Here is an 18,067-nt window from a genome sequence, read left to right as displayed (position 1 = left end):
TCGGCAGTGATTCGGCGCACGCGGCAGTCGTTTCACGTTCGAGACCACGTATGGTGGTGACGTTGTGCGCGGCGCCCCGCCGGTGCTCAGCCACGTGCACGGCATCCCTGAACTTTCCCTTGGGCCGAATACCTCTTTGACTGTTTGGCCGGTCTCTATGCACGATCGGCGGGTATACCACGTTCTGTGCCGGTACAGGCGGGTGGGTGCTATAGAGTCGTCGCGAGCACCGGTTCACTGGCCGCGCAGGTCACGCGTGAGATGGTCGCAACGTTTCAGGGGAAACCAGCGTCTCAACGCACATAGGTGAAACCCGACGAGGGTGACCTATTTTCACATCTGCCTCACGAAGGAGCACATGAGCATGGGCCAGGAGGTTCGTTACCGCGTCCGCGGCGGACGCCCCCTCAGTGGAACGGCGTTCATCCAAGGCGCGAAGAACGCCGTCCTGCCGATGATCGGGGCCGCTCTACTGGCGGCCAAGGGTCGTACCGTGCTGCGGAACGTGCCCGTCATCGAGGACGTCTACCGCGCACTTGAACTCGCCGACCACGTGGGTGCCAAGGTCGAGTTCCACGAGGCCGAGCGCACCGTCGTCATCGACGCGTCCCGTCTCAACGACCCCGAACGCGCCGTCCTGCCCGCCGAGATCGCGGCCCGCTTCCGCGGCTCCGTGCTCTTCGTCCCCGCGCTGATGCACCGCACCGGACGTGCCCGCATCGAGGGCGTCGGCGGTTGCAACCTGGGCAGCCGCAACCTGGACTTCCACTACCGGGGCTTCGCGCGCCTGGGCGCCGAGGTCACCGAGGACCCCGAGCGCAACCACATCAACGTCGAGGCCAGCAACCTCCGCGGTGGTCGCCTCTACCTGGACACCCCGTCCCACACGGGCACCGAGAACCTGCTCATGGCCGCCGTCCTGGCGCCGGGCACCACGGTGATCGAGCACGCCGCGCTCGAGCCCGAGGTCATCGACGTCATCAACTTCCTGAGTGCCATGGGCGCGAAGATCAGCGGTGGCGGCACCGGCCTCATCACCGTCGAGGGCGTCGAGGAGCTCACGGCGGTCGAGCACACCATCATGTCCGACCGCATCGACGCCGGTGTGTTCGCGATGACCGTCGCCGCCACCGGTGGCGAGGTCAGCCTGGTGGGCGCCCACCTGGACCACCTGGGCGTGGCCCGCTGGAAACTCGAGCAGATGGGCGTGGGCTTCTCCCAAGAGGGTGCGGTCCTGCACGTACAGAGGGACCCCTCTGTTCCGCTGCGCCCGATCAACGCGGTCACCTCTCCGTTCCCGGGCTTCGCGACCGACCTCCAGTCGCCGCTGATGGCCCTGGCCACCCTGGCCGACGGCGAGAGCTACATCCATGAGGCCATCTACGACGGCCGGTTCGCCCTGGCCGACGAGCTCAACAAGATGGGCGCGAAGATCGAGGTCGAGGGCACCCGCGCGATCGTGCACGGACCGACCAACCTGCGCGGGGCCGAGGTCATCGCCCACGACCTGCGCACCGGTGCGGCCCTCGTCCTCGCCGGACTGGTCGCCGAAGGTGAGACAATCGTGGCGCCCGGATACCTGGTGGACCGCGGTCACACTCAGTTCGCGACGAGGCTCGCTGCGCTCGGTGCGGACGTGGAGCGCCTCGGCGACTCGTAGGAAGCCGAAAGCGCAGTTCAAGCCGGGGTGGGGGCTTGTCTCCCACCCGGGCTTTCGGCGTTGATATCGAAAACGATCTTCTTTGGCCCCGCACAATGGGTACGATCTCGGCAATCATGCCGTGACAGAGATCGGGTCGGGAAACCAGTGGGCGCACATAGTGAAGAGCGTGGAATGGTAGCGGGGAGCAACCCGAGGTGAGTGCCCAGCGTACTGGCGATTTGACGATCGGCGTCATAGGGCCCCATGAGGTGGTCGAACGGGTCATGCTCATGGGCCCGGGGTCCACTGGGCCCCTCAACGCCAGACTCATCGCAGCCGCGTACCGAGATGAGCAAGAGGCGACGGACAAGGTCGTCAGACTGGGTTCGGCGATCGATGCCTATCTGTTCGCCAGCCCTGTCCCCTACGAGTTCGCGCGCAAGGCCGGGGTCCTGACGATGCCCGCCACCTTCGTGCCGCTCGGCGGGGCCAGCCTGCACGAAGCCCTGCTCCGAGCGACCCTGGACGATCGCTACGACCCGACCAGAGCAAGCCTGGACGTGCTCAGCCGTGCCGACGTGGTCGAGGCCTACTCCGAGGTCGACCTGCCCGTGGACGGCATTCACGTGCACGAGGAGCTCACGAACACGGCGCAGCTCACGTCCTTCCACGAGGGCCTGTGGCGGCGCAAGGCCACCCGCATGGCCATCACCTGTGTACGCGGTGTGGCCGAGCGCCTGGAGGCCATCGGCGTGCCCGTGATCCGGCTGCGGCCCACCAACGCCGGCGTGCGCAGCGCCCTGCAGACCGCGGGTCTGCTGGGCGCACACCACCGGCTGGAGGAGGCCCAGCTGGGTGTCGTGGTGGTGGACGTGCCCACACTGCGGGACTCGTCGCGCAGGTCCACGCCCCGGTACTGGCGCGAGGAGCTGCGGCTGTCCCTGCACCGGCTGCTCCTCCAGGAGGCCCACCGGATCAACGCCACCGCGCACCGCCTGGACGATCATTCGTTCATGGTGACCGCGACGCGGGGTTCGCTGGTGACCGCGACCGAGGGGTTCCGGCAACCGCCGTTCGTGGAGCGGATCAAGGCGGAGCTGGGGATCGCGATCGAGGTCGGGATCGGCATGGGACGCACCACACAGGACGCCGAGGCGCACGCCCGGGCCGCCCTGAACCGCGCCCAGGCGTCCCGTCAGAGCTTCGCGGTGGACCGCGAGGGTCGTTCCCTGGTCCCGGCGCAGCGCGCGCCCGCACGGCAGTCCTCCGAACCGCTGCGCACCAAGGGTCGCGAGACGTTGATTCGGCTTTCGGAGAAGATCGCCGAGGAGGACGGCCCGCTGGTGGTCGACGCGGAGAACGCCGGGCGCATGCTCGGTGTCACCTCCCGGACCGCGCGCCGACTCCTGCGCACCCTGGTCGAGGAGGGGCTGGCCTGGCCGCTGCCCCCGAACCGCACCCTCCAGCCCGGCCGTCCGCGTCAGCTGTACCGGCTGATCGTGGAGAAGCTGGACAAGGACGCGGCCGGCAAGTAGGCGGCAGGCCTGTAGGCGTCACACGTGCGCGAACGGGGGCGGTTCCGATCGGGACCGCCCCCGTTCGCGTGCCGCCGCGGAGGCGATCTCAGGCCCGGAACGTCCGGCGGTAGGCGTCCGGCGGTACGCCGATCGTCTGGTGGAAGTGGCGGCGCAGCGTCGTCGCGGTGCCCATGCCCGCGGCCGAGGCGATGGTGTCGACGCTGTCGTCCGTGGTCTCCAGCAGCTCCTGCGCGCGGCGGATCCGCTGCGCCAGCAGCCACTGGAGCGGGGTGGTGCCGGTCACCGAGCGGAAGTGGCGGGTCAGGTGGCGCGAGCTCATGTTCGCCCGGCGGGCCAGGTCCTCCACGGTGAGCGGCTGGTCCAGCCTCCGCATCACCCAGGTGAGCAGCTCGGCCAGGGGATGGCCGTCCCGGGCCGGCACCGGTGTGGTGACGAACTGGGCCTGGCCGCCGGCCCGGTGGGGCGGCACGACCAGGCGGCGGGCGACCACGTTGGCGACCGCCGAGCCGCGGTCTCGACGGACCAGGTGCAGGCACAGGTCCATCGCCGCCGCCTTGCCCGCGGAGGTGAGCACACGGCCGTTGTCGACGTAGAGCACGTCCGGGTCGACCTCCACGCGGGGATGGCGCGCGGCCAGTTCCTCGGTGTGGGCCCAGTGCGTGGTCGCGCGCAGCCCGTCAAGGAGGCCGGCTGCGGCGAGCACGAACGCTCCCGTGCACAGGGAGACCACCCGCGCGCCCGCCTCATGGGCCGCGCGCACCGCCTCGACCAGGTCGGCCGGCGGGTCCTCGTCGACGTCCGCCAGGGCGGGCACGATCACGGTGTCCGCCCGCACCAACCGGTCGAGCCCGCTGTCCGGCTCCAGCAGGAACCGGCCGACCCGGACGGGGTGCGTGCCGCACACACCGACGTCGTACCAGGGTCCCGGCAGGGCGGCCGGGGCCGAGCCGAAGACCTCGTAGGCCAGGGCCAGTTCGAAGTGCAGCATTCCGTCGGTGGCGGCGACAGCGACAGAGTGCGGGTCAGACGTCATGTCGGGAATTGTACGGGCCATGTCGTTCCGGACACTGTCGGCGAGGGGGCGATCGGGACAGGATTTCCCTCGTGGATCACTTCGAGCACACGGGAGCAGACATGGCATCGGGTCGGAACGTGGCGGTGTACGGCGCCTACGGGCACACCGGGCGGTTCGTGGTCGAGGAGTTGCGCGAGCGCGGACACGTCCCCCTGCTCCTCGGCCGCGACAAGGACAAGCTGCTGGCGCTGGATCGGTCCCGACCGGGCCCCGGGACGCGGCAGGCGTCGGTCGACGACGCGGCCTCGCTCGACCGCGCGCTGGACGGCGCGGCCGCCGTGATCAACTGCGCCGGGCCCTTCGCCACGACCGCCGCCCCTCTGATCGAGGCGGCGCTGCGCGCCGGCATTCCGTACGTCGACGTCGCGGCCGAGATCGAGGCGAACCTCGACACGTTCGCGCACTTCGCGGAGCGCGCCCGCGCCGCGGGCACCGTGGTGGTCCCGGCGATGGCCTTCTTCGGCGGTCTCGGCGACCTGTTGGCCACCATCGCGATGGGCGACCGGGCGGCGGCGGACGAGGTGCACATCGCCTACGGCCTGAGCAGTTGGCACCCCACCGCCGGGACGCTCGACGCGGGCGCGGTCTCGAGGCGCCGAAGGGACGGCCGCCGTGTCCGCTACACCGGTGGGCGGCTGGAGTACCACGACGACGCCCTGACGACCCTGGAGTGGCCCTTCCCCGCCCCGCTCGGCCCCCGGAGCGTCATCGGGGAGTTCACCATGGCCGACGTCGTCACCGTCCCCAGCCACCTGGACGTCCCGGAGGTGCGCACGTACATGACGGCCCGGGCCGCCGCGGACCTGTCCGCTCCCGACGCCTCGGCGCCGACCGCCGTCGACGGGCGCGGCCGCTCGGCGCAGACCTTCGCCGTCGACGTCCTCGTCCGCTCCGGCGGTACGGAACGCCGCGCGTCCGCCACCGGCAGGGACATCTACGCCGTCAGCGCGCCGCTCGCGGTGGAGGCCGTCGAGCGCATCCTCACCGGTCGGACCCGGACCACCGGCGTCGTCTCCGCGGGCGCGGTGTTCGACGCCTCGGACTTCCTCCGCGCCCTGGCCCCGCACCTCTCGCTGCACCTCCCGCCCGACACGCACGGCTGACCTGTGTCCGTGCCGGGACGCGGCCGGTGCGGCCGACCGCACCCACGGGCGCCGGGCCGTCCGGGTCGGGCGGACAGGTCGCCCGGGGGCGGGGAGACGTGGTTGTCCACAGGCGGCGGGGGAACCTTGCCGGCCGAACCGCCTGGTGGGAGCCTCGAACACGGAGGCGCCGCGCGCAGGCCTCGGGCCGGTGGGGCTTCCGCGGGCCGACACCCACCCGCAGCGCTCCTTTTCCGCCCTTTCCATCCACAGGCTGTGGATAACCACCTGACCCGCGCCGCCTCCGACTGTCGGACTCCCCGGCACGAACGACGACGGGACGCCCGTGTCCGCGGACTCCGGAAACGGCGGCAGTGGCAGCGACGGCGGGAGGATCAGCGGAAGGGACGGCGCGCACACGGCTCCTCCTCGTCGGCGGCCGTTCCGGGTCGGCAAGACCACGGCCGCGTGGGAGGTGTCGGCGATGCTCCGGCGGCGCGAGGTCGCGCACTGCCTGGTCGAGGGCGACTTCCTGGACCAGGCGCACCCCGCCCCGGCCGACGACCCGCACCGGTCGCGGATCACCGAACGCAACCCCACCGCGGTCTGGGCCGGCTACGAGGCGCTGGGCCACCACCGTCTGATCTGCACGAACACCGTGAGCGTCCTGGAGGAGGACATGGTCATCCGCGCCATGGGCGGCGGAGGCACCGGGATCACCCGCGTCCTGCTCGGCGCGGGCGAGGAGACGGTCAGGGGGCGGCTGACCCGTAGGGGGTCCGGCTCCCAGCCGCTGCCCCACCTCGAACGGAGCCGACGGGCGGCGCGGCTCCTGGACCCGGAGGCGCCGCCGGGCACCGTCCGCGTGCCCACGGGCGGTCTCACCGCCGAGGAGGTCGCCGCACGGATCGTGGCCGCCACGGCCTGGTGACACGTGGGGCCGCCGACCGCTCCGGGCCCCTCCGGCCGTCCCCCGCCGAGGGCGGCGGGACGGCCGGGTCAGGGGTCCGGCGGCCGGCGGTGTCGCCCCGGGACCCCGGAGCCCGGGGCGACGCGGCGAAACCCCTAGCGGCGCTTGGCGTAGGAGGTGGCGGCGGCCAGGAACACGTCGTTCTCCTCCGGCGTGCCGAGGCTCACCCGCGCGCCCTCACCGGCGAACGGGCGCACCGAGACGCCGACCCGCGCGCACGCGGCGGCGAAGTCGAGCGTGTCCCCGTCCACCCGCAGCCACACGAAGTTGGCCTCGGTCGGCGGCACGGTCCACCCGGAGGCGATGAGCGCGTCGCGGACGCGGTCGCGTTCCTTGACGGTGGCCGCGACCCGCTCCATCAGCTCGTCCTCGGCGGCGAGGGAGGCGATCCCGGCCGCCTGGGCGAGGTGGTTCACCGCGAACGGCACCAGGGTCTTGCGGACGGCGTCGACCACCGGCGGGTGGCCGACCAGGTAGCCCAGGCGCACCGCCGCCAGGCCGTAGGCCTTGGAGAACGTGCGCAGCACGGCGACGTTGGGCCGGTCCCGGTACAGGGTGATCCCGTTCGGCACGCGGGGGTCGCGCACGTACTCCAGGTACGCCTCGTCCAGGATCACCAGCACGTCGTCCGGGATCCGGTCCAGGAAGGCGACCAGTTCCTCCTCGCGGACCGTGGTGCCGGTCGGGTTGTTGGGGTTGCACACGATGACCATGCGGGTGTCGGCGGTGACCGCGTCGGCCATCGCGTCGAGGTCGTGCGTCTCGTCCCTCAGCGGGACGTGGACCGGCGTGACCCCGGCGAGCCCGGCGAGCAGCGGGTACGCCTCGAAGGACCGCCAGGCGTAGACGACCTCCGCCCCGGGTTCGCCGACCGCCTCCAGGAGCTGCTGGAGCATGCCGACGGAACCGGCCCCCAGTGCCAGGTGCCCCTCGGGGACGCCCAGGTGCCGCGCGAGCCGGGAGGTGAGCTCCTCGGCGCCCGGGTCCGGGTAGCGGTTCAGCTCGGCGGACGCCTGGGCGATGGCCTCACGCACCGACGGGAGCGGACCGTACGGGCTCTCGTTGGAGGAGAGCTTGATGGACCGGCCCTCGGGGCCGACGACCTTCTTGCCCGGCTTGTACGGCGGGATGCTCTCCAGCACCGACCGCAGATATGGCGATTTCGACTCCGACACCATTGTCCTTCCTCAATACTTTGTGCTAACCCCGCGACACGCTCAGCGATCTCGCGCCCGGGTCGATCACCGCTCCCAGCGGAAATATCGCACAAACGAGGAGATAGCACCATGCGCTTGCGTCCCTGCCCTGCCAGCTCAGCTCAGATTTCGGCTGGTCAGAACCCCCACCTGAGGGGAGGGCGCGCATACGTCCGGCCATTGGCTCTCCCCATGGTCCTACCCGTGGTGCTCATGCTCAGCGCGTGCGGTGGCGGGGCCGAGGAGAGCGACGATCCCAACGCCGAAGCCGCCGCCGCCCTGTACGACGCGCATCCGCTGCACGTCCGCGACGCCACCCTCGTGCCCGAGGGAAGCGAGAGCGGTACCTACTCCGAGCTTGTCACAGTGCAGTACAGCGCGGATGTGCGGGCCTCCACCGAGCTGGACAAACCCGAGTGCATGGACGCCGCGAACGCCTGGGGGGAGCTGGACGGGGTGCAGGAGGCTCCCGCCTCCGTGGCCGCCTACGAGTGGGCCGAGGGCTCGGTGTCGCACATGCTGGTCCAGCTCGACGAGGGCACCGCCGCGGGGGCGCTGGCCGCCAGGCCGCCGGCGAGCTGTGCCGCGTACACCGCCACCTACGAGGACGGAACCACCACGGACTACGGGGTGAGCGACCTGGAGGAGGTGGCGGGGATCGGCGACGAGTCGCGCGCCTACTCCATCGAGGTGGTCACCGGGGAGGAGGAGAACCGCATGTTCAGCCTCATGTACCGCAACGGCGGCCTCGTGGGCACCACGTCGATCCTCGGCCCCGGCGAGCTGGAGGACTACGAGGAGATGCTCGTGGACTTCAGTGAGGCCGCCGTCGAACGCCAGAACCAGATGCTGGGCTGACGCGCACCGGCCCTACAGCGCCGCCGCGTGCCGGGCCCCCGCCGCCCGGGGCCGGGCGGGTGTGCGCGCCCGGTGACAGGACCCCCGGGGCCGGGCCGGTGTCCTCGGACGCCCCGACACGGGACCGGCTCCGGCCGGAGCCGGTCCCGTGCGGGCTCCGCTCACACCGGCTGGCCGGTGTCGGCGTCGCGCTCGTCGGGGATCCGGCCGGCCGGGTGCTCGCGCGCCAGCTGGAGCGTCTCCGCGGCCCTGGCCGCGTCGTGCCGCTCCGCGTCCCGCCTGGCCGCCTGGCGCGGTCGGGGCAGCTTGCGGGGCGGCCCGAGCAGTTCGAGGCTGGTCACGGCGCCGAAGGACGCGATCACCGCTCCGCTGCCCCGGTCCACGAGCACCGCGCGCACGGCGGTGCGGCGCCGCCCGCCGACCCGGACCGCGTACACCACGTCCATGCGCCGCCCGTGCCGCATCCCGTCGTAGCGCAGGAACCGCCAGCACCCGTGTCGCCACACGTCGTCCGGCTCGGGCTTGATCATCACGTTCTCGTTGGTGCGCCACACGTCGCTGCGGCGCAGCCTCCGCATGGTCCGGCGCATCGAGAACTCGCGCTGCTCGCACGGCTCCCGATGGAAGGTCCGGGCGGCGACCTCCCGCAGCTCGGGGCTGAGCGCCGCCAGGAGAAGCAGCGCCGCGCCGAGGACCCAGGCGTGCAGCGGCGCGGGAGCGGTGGCCACCTGCCATCCGTTGGGTTCCAGGCCCAGTGTGGCCAGGGCGGCGACGGACAGGAGCCCGGCGCGGGTGAGCGTGCGCCAGCCGATCGGGGCGCGGCTCAGTCCCCCGAAGCAGCCGCAGCCCGCCTCCGGGTCGCGTCGGCGGGCCAGGACCAGGACGACCACGGACGCCGCGAACACGGCGGCGGTGCCCGCGCGCACCGCTTCGCCCAGCACGCCGGTGAGGGTCAGAAGGCCGACGGCGAGCCCGACCTCCATCAGGCCGGTCCCGACGGTGACGGGGCGGCGCAGGCGCTCGGGCACCAGGACGGCCAGGCCAGAACCGGCGGCCTGCCTGGTGGTCTTGCTCACGGCGCCGAGCAGGAGCAGGACCGCCAGGAGCGGTAGCTGGACCTCGCGGACAGCGTCGACGATCTCCGGCAGCATGGTCATCCCTCCCCGTTGTGAACCGTCATGGTCGCGTTGAAGCAGCCGTCCTCCAGGCGCCCTCCGAGTGCGACGAACGCGGTCATGGTGAGGGAGGCGATCCGCCCGGCCCCCTGCCCCCCGCAGGTGGGGCACAGGTCGCACATCCAGCTGTCGGCGGCGGCACAGTCCACGACGGGGAGCACGGCGGTGCCCCGCGTGCAGTCGTTGCGCAGGCTCAGCGTCGCACCCGCGGACAGCAGGGGAAGCGGGACGCAGGAGGTGCGCCGGTCGCACTCCGCGTCGTGGCCGACGGGGTCGAGCGCCGGATAGGCGACGCCGTCGACGCGGGCGCGCGGGTCCAGGTGGGACGAGCGCCCCCAGGCGGGGTCGTACCAGGTGGCGATACCGCTCAGCGTGGTGGCGTGGCGGGGCGTGGGCGGCCTGGGCGGTGTGGCTCTGAGCGGATAGGGCGGTTGCGTGGTGGCGGGCCGGGCCGCCCACACGGCCCCGTCACGCCAGACCCCGACGGCGTCGAACACGTAGCCGGGTTCCAGTCGCGGGTGGCGGACCGTGATCCGACCGGAGGTGCGGTAGGGCAGGACGACGGTCAGGTGGGGGCGGCCGTGTCCGGGGTCGATCTCCAGGCTGTCGTCGTCGCGGTCGACGATGACTCCGGTCGCCCTGGCCGCCTGCGCCCACACGCGTTCGGCGACGAGGCGGCCGTCGTGCGAGCAGAGCACCACGACGTCGTCACCGTTCCTCAGGTCGCTGGACTGGACCTCGCCGCCCCGCCAGAACGAGGTGACGCGTTCGTACAGGAACCGCGACTCACCGCCGGGCGTGGCCAGGCAGAGCATGTACGGGGTGGCTTCGACGATCACGCCGCGCACGACGCGGTCGCCCACCGGTGTGGGTTCGAGCGCGGTCTCGGGGCCGAGTACCGCCGCGGTGAACCTTCTGCGGTCCCGTCCGCTGTCCGTCATCACTGACATGTCGTCTGCGCCCCCTTGTCACCCGACTCGTCACTCTCTGCCCATTGTCCCGATCCGTCCCGCGCGGCACTGCCCACACGCCGACACGCACCTGTTCGTGTCGTCGGCATGTCCTGGCCATTGCCCGCGGCAACGCTCCGGGATCCACATGCGACCGGCGGGGAACTCCACGCGGATCTCCCGCCGCACCAGGACAACGCCTGCGCACGACCGAGTCCAGCCTGTGGCCGCAAAGGTGCGGATAGACCCTATACACACCGAATGATCCATAAAAATGACCAAGAACCTGCGCGGGGCGATCAACCCCGCCCCGCCGTCGTGGGCGTCCTGGGCGACCGTTTCCCCCGGCGGACTCGGCCGCCGCCACGCCTCGCGGGCGCCGTCGACCGCCCTGCCACGGCCGTCTCCGCGGGGGATCGCGGGCAGCCCGACCCCCGCACACCGGGACTCGCCCCCGGACTCCGCGCCCGCAGCGGAGGAGCCGGGAACCCCTGCCGTCCCGTTTGTCGGCTCGTGGGGCACAGGTGCCTGGATGTTTGCTTTCGCTGTGTGAGAGTGAGGGGGAGAAAGCATGACAGAGCAGCACGCAGCACCTGTGAGAGTCGGTGGTCGGCGTGACGGGAACTACCCGGACCCCCAGGTACGACGAGTTCAGCCGTTACGTGGCCGAGCGGGGCCCCGCCCTGCTGCGCATGGCCCGATCCCTCACGAACAACCTCGCCGACGCCGAGGACCTGCTCCAGGCCGCCCTCGTCAAGACGTTCCTCTCCTGGGAGCGGATCGCCAACCCGAAAGCGCGTGACGGCTACGTGCGCCGGGCGATGGTGAACACCCAGATCTCCGAGTGGCGCCGCAAGCGCCTGGACGTCTACCCGACCGACGACGTCCCCGAGCAGCGCGTGGACGACCCCACCTGGCGGAGCGACCTCGCCGACGTGGTCGGCCGTGCCATCGGGCGGCTCCCCGACCGCCAGCGCGCCACGGTCGTGCTCCGCTACTACGACGACCTCACCGAGGTGCAGATCGCCGAACGCATGGGTGTGACGCTCGGGACCGTGAAGAGCACGCTGTCCCGTGCCGTGGACAAACTGCGCCGCGACGCCGACCTCATCATCGAGCGCACCACCGGCTGAACCCTCCGCCCCGTCGGCGCGGTCTCCGCGTTGGCCCACCGTGCTGGCCCGCACAGAACCGCGCGGGCCCTTCGCACGCCGCCCGGGCGCGGCCGACGACGGGCCACGGGGTCGAGCGCATCCCGCCCCGGGGCGACGACGATCTGGGACGCCGTACCGTGACGCACGGCCCGGTGCCCTCCGGCGGAACCGCCTGCGGACTCGACTCCCCCGCCCGCACCGCGCGCCCTCCGTCACCCTCGGTCGCACGACAACCGCCCTGGGGCATGATTATTGGGGTTCTCGGCGGGAATGTCCTGGTCCGGTAGGTGGAACTGAGGACCAGCGGCATGCGACCGCGCGGCCCGGTTCCCGTGAACAGGGCGTCGACGAGGCAGGACCGGACACCGCCGTCTCCGACAGGAGCCGACGGTGTCGACGGATCCGGTGCGCGTCGGCGCCCGGCGCGGAACCGCACCGGGCGAGGGCCGCACTGCGGCGCCGCCGCACCGCGTCCACGACGACTCCGGCAGACCGGGCGGAACCCGGTTCCGCACGACACGGGGGTCGTGGCACGGAGGCGCGGCGCCACGGTCCGCAGCCGCCCGCCGACGAGGGAAACGACGGACACCGAGAAAGGAGAGGCGTCCCATGACCCTGGTAGACGTCCACATCCAAGATCGATATCCGACGCGCGTGGACTCCGGCTCCGGCCGGGCATGGATCGTCCGCGACGAGCCGGCCGTCCGGCCCGGAGTGCAGAAAGGCCCTGCCTCCGCCGCCGAACTCACCGACCACGCCCGCGACGGGTTCCACATCCAGCGGGACCTGCTCTCCGACCAGGAGGTCGCGGGCTGCCTGGACGAGCTCCGGGAGATGACGAACGACCCGGCGCTCCGCGCCGACGAGCGCACGATCATCGAGCCGGGCTCCGACGAGGTCCGCTCGGTCTTCGACGCCCACCTGATCAGCGACCGGATCGCTCACCTGATCCGGGAGCCCCGCATCCTGGACAGGGCACGGCAGATCCTCGGGTCCGAGGTCTACGTCCACCAGAGCCGGGTCAACTTCATGCCGGGTTTCCGGGGCAACGGGTTCTACTGGCACTCGGACTTCGAGACGTGGCACGCCGAGGACGGAATGGCCGACATGTCGGCCGTCAGCCTGTCCATCGGACTGACCGAGAACCACGCCTTCAACGGCGGGCTCATGCTCATGCCCGGCGCCCACAGGACGTTCGTCCCGTGTCTGGGCCGAACCCCGGACGAGAACTACAGGTCCTCGCTCCGGGCCCAGAAGGTCGGCGTCCCGCAGGAGGAGGACATCGCCGAACTGGCGCACCGCCACGGGATCGAGCAGTTCACCGGTGCGAGCGGTTCGGCACTGTGGTTCGACTGCAACAGCATGCACGGGTCGGGCAACAACATCACGCCGTACCCGCGTTCGAACATCTTCGTCGTGTTCAACAGCGTGGAGAACGCTCTGGTCGAGCCGTTCTCCGCGCGGGAGCGCCGGCCCGGATTCGTCGCCTCGCGCGACTTCACGCCGCTGCGTCCCTGACAGGAGAGCCGCGCCCGCGGATGACCGTGCGCGCGTCCGTCCGGCCCGTCCCACGGCGGGCCGGACCCGTGTGTCCGCGATGACGCCGGCGCACCGCTCGACGGGTGGGGTCCGGCCGGGGACTCCGCCGCTTCCCGCGCCCCGGGGCAGGACACTTCCTCCCGTGGCGGCCACGACGTCGCCGGTCTCCACGATCAGTGGACCGAGGCGGCGCCGGTCCCTCCGCCGTGGAGGGAGTCGGCCGGCGGCTGCCCGGCTCGGCTGCCCGCCGGGGCTCCGTCGGTCCGGCCCAGCCAGACGTCGGCCTCCACCACTCCGGAGGAGTAGGAGCGCTCCGAAGCGACCCGTCGCGCCCGCTCGTGGAGGTGGCGCGCGCGGGAGTGCTCGCCGCGCGCGGCCGCGAGGCGGCCCAGACGGAACAGCGTCTCGATGGCGTCGACCCACAGGCCCAGTTCCTCGGCGGCCCGCAGATCCTCCTCCAGCAGGTCGGTGACACCGAGGTCGTCGGGACCGATCTCCGCGGCCCGGGCCAGCGACGCGTTCGCCCGCAGCAGCCCCCAGCGGTCCGCCAGGTCCAGAAAGGTCCCGGCGCTGCGCCGGGCGTCGGCACGCGAGGCGGACACGTCGCCGTCGTCGAGGCGGTGCCCGGCGCGCTCCGCCAGCGCCGCGGCCTCCACCCAGCGGTCACCCGTCTCTCCGGCCCGGGCCAGCGCCTTCTCCACGAGGCCGCGCCCGGCCTCCCGCTCACCCGCGCGGTAGAGGACCGACCCCGCGAACCAGAGCAGCCGCGACGCCGCCGCATCCACGAGGCCGTCCTCGCGGAGCACGCGCCCCTCGAAGGCAGCGAGCCAGCCCTCGGCGAGGCACCGTGCACGCGGGGGCCCGCCCGGGATCCGCAGCGCTGCGTCGAAGGAGCGTCGCGCCTCGGCCACCCGGTTGCGCAGGCGCCAGTACCACGCCAGCGCGTCGACCAGCCGCAGCGCCGCGTCGGCGTCCTCGCCACGCACGGCCAGCTCCAGCGCGTGGCGCAGGTTGACCGTCTCGGCGTCGAACCACGCCAGGGCCCGCCGCTGCCGGGCGCCCCTCAGGAGCGGGTCCTTGCGCTCGGCCTCCCGAACGTGGAAGGCGATGAACCTGCGGCGCGCGTCCTCCAGTTCGCCGGACTCCGCCAGCCGTTCGAGGCAGTACGCCGCGACCGACTCCAGCAGCCGGTACCGCTCACCCTCGCGCACCACGAGGGACCGGTCGACCAGACGCGACAACACGTCGAGCACGTCGTGCCCGTCAGCGCAGACGGCCCGCGCCCCCTCGAGCGTGCACCCGTCGCGGTGCACCGCCAACAGGCGCAGGACCCCGCGCTCTCCGTCGGCCAGCAGGTGCCAGCTCCAGTCGATCATCGACCGCAGTGTCTGCTGCCGGGTGGGCCGACCGCGTCCCGGCCCGGTCGGCAGGGCGAAGCGGTCGTCCAGACCGGCGGCGATCTGCTCGGTCGTGAGCGCGCGCAGCCGGGCCGCGACCAGCTCGACGGCGAGGGGGATGCCGTCCAGGCGGCGGCAGATGGCGGCGACGGCGGGGGCGTTCTCCGCCGTCAGCGCGAATCCGGGCGACGCTGCCCGGGCCCGCTCGACGAAGAGCCGCACCGCGCTGGAGGAGGCGATCATCTCCCGCGGATCGCGGACGCGCTCGGGTAGCGTCAGCGGCGCCAGCGGGAAGACGGTCTCCCCGGGCACGTCGAGCGACTCCTGCGTGGTCACCACGATGCGCACGCCGTCGACGGCCAGCAGCGTCCCCGCCAGCTCCGCGACCTGTGCGACCACGTGCTCGCAGTTGTCCAGGACGACGAGTGTCCGCCGACCCTCCAGAGCCCCGCGGAGCCACTCCACCAGGTCGGAGCACGGGTCCGTGACTCCTTCGCACAGCCCCAGCGTGGTGATGACACGCTCGGTGAGCTCGGCGGCCGTCGCCCCGCGGTCCACCCCGGCGAGTTCCACGATCCACGCGCCGTCGGGGAAGCCCTCGGCCAGCGACCTCGCGACGGCGATCGCCAGGCGGGTCTTGCCCACGCCCCCCGGGCCGGTCAGGGTCACCAGGCGGTCGCCGTGGGGGGCGGAGAGCAGCTCGCGAACGTGCGCGCTCTCGGACTCACGGCCGATGAGCGCCGTCGGCGGACTGGGCAGGTTGCTGCGAGGTCGGTCCGCGACGCGCGGAAGCACGCTCGCCTCCGGTTCCTGGCGCAGGATCGAGGTGTACAGCGCGCTGATCGCCGGGTCGGGGTCGACCCCCAACTGGTCGCGGAGCCTGGTGCGCAGGTCGTGGAAGACCCGTAGGGCGTCCCCCTGCCTCCCGGCCCGGAACAGGGCCAGCATGTACAGGCCGTGGAGCCGCTCCCGCAGAGGGTGCTCCTCCACCAACTCCCGCAGCCCGGCGACCGCCCCGGCCCCCTCGCCGGCTTCGATGCGCGTCTCGCCCAGGCGCTCCGCGGCCCCGACCCTCAGTTCCTCCAGACAGGCGGCCTCGGCGCGGACGAACGGCTCGTCGGCGAAGGCCGGCCCCCTCCACAGGCCCAGCGCCTCGGCGAGCAGCCGCGCGCGGGCACCGGGGTCGTCGGTCCGGTCCGCTTCCTCGACGGCCCGCCGGAACCGGGCGGAGTCGAGCTCGCCCTCCTCGACGCGGACCCGGTAGCCGGCCGGGGAGCGGAGCACGCGTTCGGCTCCCAGGGCCCTGCGCAGCTGGGAGATCTTGGTCTGCAGGGTGTTCAGGGGACGGCCGGGCGGGAGCCCCTCCCACAGGTCCTCGATGAGCTGGTCCGCGGAGACGGGACGGCCGTGGTGCACCAGCAGGTCGGCCAGGACCCTCAGGACCTTCGTCTCGGTGATCGGGACCTCGTCGCCGTCGGAGTCCCGCACAGTGAGCGAACCGAGCACCCCAAAACGCATGGCGTCAGCATACAAGTCGCTCTCGGACCGCCGTGCGCGCCGCGTGCGGGCGACGTGCGCGGCCCCCAGGAGGCTGGAACCGTTCCGATGACGAGAGGAGCCGTGACATGACACGCCCCAGCAGTGGAAGGGCCGGCCCGGTGGAGTGGGCCGGGTTGGCCGTGCTGGCCCTGCCCACCGTTCTCCTGGGTCTGGACCTCACCGTCCTGCACCTGGCCCTGCCTTCCCTCGCCGTGGACCTGAGCCCCAGCGGCACACAGGAACTGTGGATCGTGGACGCCTACGGCTTCCTGGTCGCCGGGTTCCTCATCACGATGGGCACCCTCGGGGACCGCATCGGCCGCCGCCGGCTCCTGATGATCGGTGGGGTCGCCTTCGTCGCCGCCTCGTTCGCGGCCGCCTACGCGCCCACACCCGAGGTGCTCATCGCCTCCCGCGCCGCGCTGGGCGTGGCCGGGGCCACGCTGATGCCCTCCACGCTCGCGCTGATCAGCAACATGTTCCACGACTCCCGTCAGCGGGCGCTGGCGATCGGCCTGTGGGCCACGTTCTTCGCCGGCGGCATGGCGGCCGGGCCGCTGGTCGGCGGTGTGCTCCTCCAGTACTTCTGGTGGGGTGCGGCCTTCCTGCTGGCGGTCCCGGTGATCGGCCTGATGCTCGTGCTGGCACCGGTCCTGCTGCCCGAGTACCGCGCCCCGAGCAGTGGCCGCTTCGACCTGCCCAGCGTGCTTCTGTCACTGCTGGCCCTCCTGCCGGTCGTCTACGCGGTCAAGGAGTTCGCCAAGGAGGGGCCGAGCCTGCCGGTGCTCACCGCGGCGGCGGCCGGCGCGGTCTTCGCGGTGGTCTTCGTCCGCCGCCAACTCCACCTCCGGAACCCGCTCCTCGACGTGACCCTCTTCGGGAACCGCGCCTTCAGCGTCTCCCTGGGGATGATGCTCGTCGGTCTGGTGGGCGTCGGCGGAACCATGTTCCTGACCACCCAGTACCTACAGCTCGTCGAGCGGCTCCCTCCCCTGGTGGCCGGCCTGTGGTACGGGCCGCCCGCGCTCATGATGATGCTCTCGTCGATCCTCGCTCCGGTCCTGGCTCGGCGCGTCCGCCCGGGGTACGTGGTGGCGGGGGTGTTGGGGCTCTCCTCCGCGGGCTATGCGCTGATGGGCCTCGTGGGACCGTCCGGCGGGCTGTACCTGGTGGTCGGGGCCTTCTCGCTGGTGTACCTGGGGCTCGGCGCGATCGCGGCCCTGGGCACCGACCTGGTGGTCGGTGCGGCTCCCCCCGAGAAGGCCGGGTCCGCGTCGGCCATGTCGGAGACCGTCCAGGAGCTCGGACTGGCGGCCGGTATCGCCCTGGTCGGCAGCCTGTCCGCCTCTCTCTACAGCAGCAGGATGGACACGGAGGCGCTGGCCGCCCTCCCGGCGGACACGGCACGGACGGTGGAGAACAGCCTTTCCGGAGCCGCCTCCGTCGCCGAGGAGATCCCCGCGCCGGTGTTCGGGCAGGCGCAGGAGGCGTTCATCGTCGGCCTGAACACGGTGGGCTGGACGGGTGCCGCGGTCGTCCTCGTCCTCGCGGTGGTGACCGCGGTGATGCTCCGGCACCTGGGCGCAGGGGACGCCGTCGGCCCCGAGGACGGCGCCGGGGAGATCCGGTCCGACCCCGGTGGGGCCGCCGACGCCGCGGGCCGTACCGCCGCCGACTCCGCACGATGAGGCCGCGGCCTGCCCCGAGGCCGTGCCACCGAGCGGAGCGCCTGTGACGGAAGGCACCGCGGACGGGAGGGGCACCGCTGGAGGGCCCTACGGCGGGCCATAGGGACCTCCTGAATCTAGTCGTGCTCCTGGGTTCGCTGACCCTCACGAGCACTCGCTCGAAGGGCTTGAACCAAGCCGACAATGCCGCCGGCGCCGCTCGCACCTAACGGGACAGCGAAGGCGGCCCACAAGCCGCCGGCTACGAGCGCCCACACGGCCAGA

At 72.5% G+C, this 18,067-nt stretch carries 13 protein-coding genes; 8 read left to right on the top strand and 5 right to left on the bottom strand.

Features of this window, described 5'->3' with window-relative positions:
* Positions 1-364 precede the first annotated feature (364 nt).
* Both murA and Q8791_RS18410 read left to right on the top strand, forming a co-directional pair.
* Positions 365-1,660 carry a UDP-N-acetylglucosamine 1-carboxyvinyltransferase gene (murA, locus tag Q8791_RS18415; protein WP_330093072.1) on the top strand — a complete coding sequence of 432 codons (1,296 nt, stop codon included), beginning with the start codon at positions 365-367 and terminating at the stop codon, positions 1,658-1,660.
* Between the two features lie 251 nt (positions 1,661-1,911).
* Positions 1,912-3,177 carry a transcriptional regulator gene (locus tag Q8791_RS18410; protein WP_378553683.1) on the top strand — a complete coding sequence of 422 codons (1,266 nt, stop codon included), beginning with the start codon at positions 1,912-1,914 and terminating at the stop codon, positions 3,175-3,177.
* An 88-nt stretch (positions 3,178-3,265) separates the two neighbouring features.
* On the opposite strand, the gene Q8791_RS18405 is transcribed toward Q8791_RS18410, so the two are convergent.
* Positions 3,266-4,213 carry a helix-turn-helix domain-containing protein gene (locus Q8791_RS18405; RefSeq protein ID WP_330092969.1) on the bottom strand — a complete coding sequence of 316 codons (948 nt, stop codon included), beginning with the start codon at positions 4,211-4,213 and terminating at the stop codon, positions 3,266-3,268.
* Between the two features lie 101 nt (positions 4,214-4,314).
* On the opposite strand from Q8791_RS18405, the gene Q8791_RS18400 reads away from it, so the two are divergent.
* Positions 4,315-5,358, top strand: coding sequence for a saccharopine dehydrogenase family protein (locus Q8791_RS18400; protein ID WP_330092968.1), 1,044 nt, complete (start codon positions 4,315-4,317; stop codon positions 5,356-5,358).
* 325 nt (positions 5,359-5,683) lie between these two features.
* On the top strand, positions 5,684-6,268 hold the full coding sequence (locus Q8791_RS18395) for a hypothetical protein (protein WP_330092967.1): 585 nt from the start codon (positions 5,684-5,686) through the stop codon (positions 6,266-6,268).
* A 134-nt stretch (positions 6,269-6,402) separates the two neighbouring features.
* On the opposite strand, the gene hisC is transcribed toward Q8791_RS18395, so the two are convergent.
* Positions 6,403-7,485 carry a histidinol-phosphate transaminase gene (gene hisC, locus Q8791_RS18390; protein ID WP_330092966.1) on the bottom strand — a complete coding sequence of 361 codons (1,083 nt, stop codon included), beginning with the start codon at positions 7,483-7,485 and terminating at the stop codon, positions 6,403-6,405.
* 210 nt (positions 7,486-7,695) lie between these two features.
* Here hisC and Q8791_RS18385 point away from each other — a divergent pair, with 210 nt between their 5' ends.
* Positions 7,696-8,361 (top strand): hypothetical protein, encoded by a 666-nt coding sequence (locus tag Q8791_RS18385; protein ID WP_330092965.1) that lies wholly within the window; start codon positions 7,696-7,698, stop codon positions 8,359-8,361.
* Between the two features lie 161 nt (positions 8,362-8,522).
* Here the strand turns inward: Q8791_RS18385 and Q8791_RS18380 are convergent, their stop codons facing one another.
* Together Q8791_RS18380 and Q8791_RS18375 are read right to left on the bottom strand one after the other, a co-directional pair.
* Positions 8,523-9,512: a MauE/DoxX family redox-associated membrane protein gene (locus Q8791_RS18380; protein ID WP_330093071.1), complete on the bottom strand. Its 990-nt coding sequence runs from the start codon at positions 9,510-9,512 to the stop codon at positions 8,523-8,525.
* Positions 9,513-9,514: 2 nt separating this feature from the next.
* A complete protein-coding gene (locus tag Q8791_RS18375; RefSeq protein WP_330092964.1) occupies positions 9,515-10,486 on the bottom strand; it encodes a hypothetical protein in 972 nt (323 codons plus the stop codon).
* A 605-nt stretch (positions 10,487-11,091) separates the two neighbouring features.
* On the opposite strand from Q8791_RS18375, the gene Q8791_RS18370 reads away from it, so the two are divergent.
* Positions 11,092-11,619 carry a SigE family RNA polymerase sigma factor gene (locus Q8791_RS18370; RefSeq protein WP_330092963.1) on the top strand — a complete coding sequence of 176 codons (528 nt, stop codon included), beginning with the start codon at positions 11,092-11,094 and terminating at the stop codon, positions 11,617-11,619.
* 630 nt (positions 11,620-12,249) lie between these two features.
* The gene (gene thpD / locus Q8791_RS18365) at positions 12,250-13,158 is read left to right on the top strand and encodes an ectoine hydroxylase (RefSeq protein ID WP_330092962.1); all 909 of its coding nucleotides are present in this window, start codon (positions 12,250-12,252) and stop codon (positions 13,156-13,158) included.
* Between the two features lie 194 nt (positions 13,159-13,352).
* On the opposite strand, the gene Q8791_RS18360 is transcribed toward thpD, so the two are convergent.
* Positions 13,353-16,094, bottom strand: a complete 2,742-nt coding sequence (locus Q8791_RS18360; protein WP_330092961.1) for a BTAD domain-containing putative transcriptional regulator — start codon at positions 16,092-16,094, stop codon at positions 13,353-13,355.
* Positions 16,095-16,201: 107 nt separating this feature from the next.
* Between Q8791_RS18360 and Q8791_RS18355 the strand changes: the two genes are divergently transcribed.
* Positions 16,202-17,803, top strand: coding sequence for an MFS transporter (locus tag Q8791_RS18355; RefSeq protein ID WP_330092960.1), 1,602 nt, complete (start codon positions 16,202-16,204; stop codon positions 17,801-17,803).
* Positions 17,804-18,067 lie beyond the last annotated feature (264 nt).

It is taken from the genome of Nocardiopsis codii, assembly GCF_036327455.1.
GTDB classification, from domain to species: Bacteria; Actinomycetota; Actinomycetes; order Streptosporangiales; family Streptosporangiaceae; genus Nocardiopsis; species Nocardiopsis codii.
This window is presented reverse-complemented; position numbering and strand designations above follow the sequence as displayed.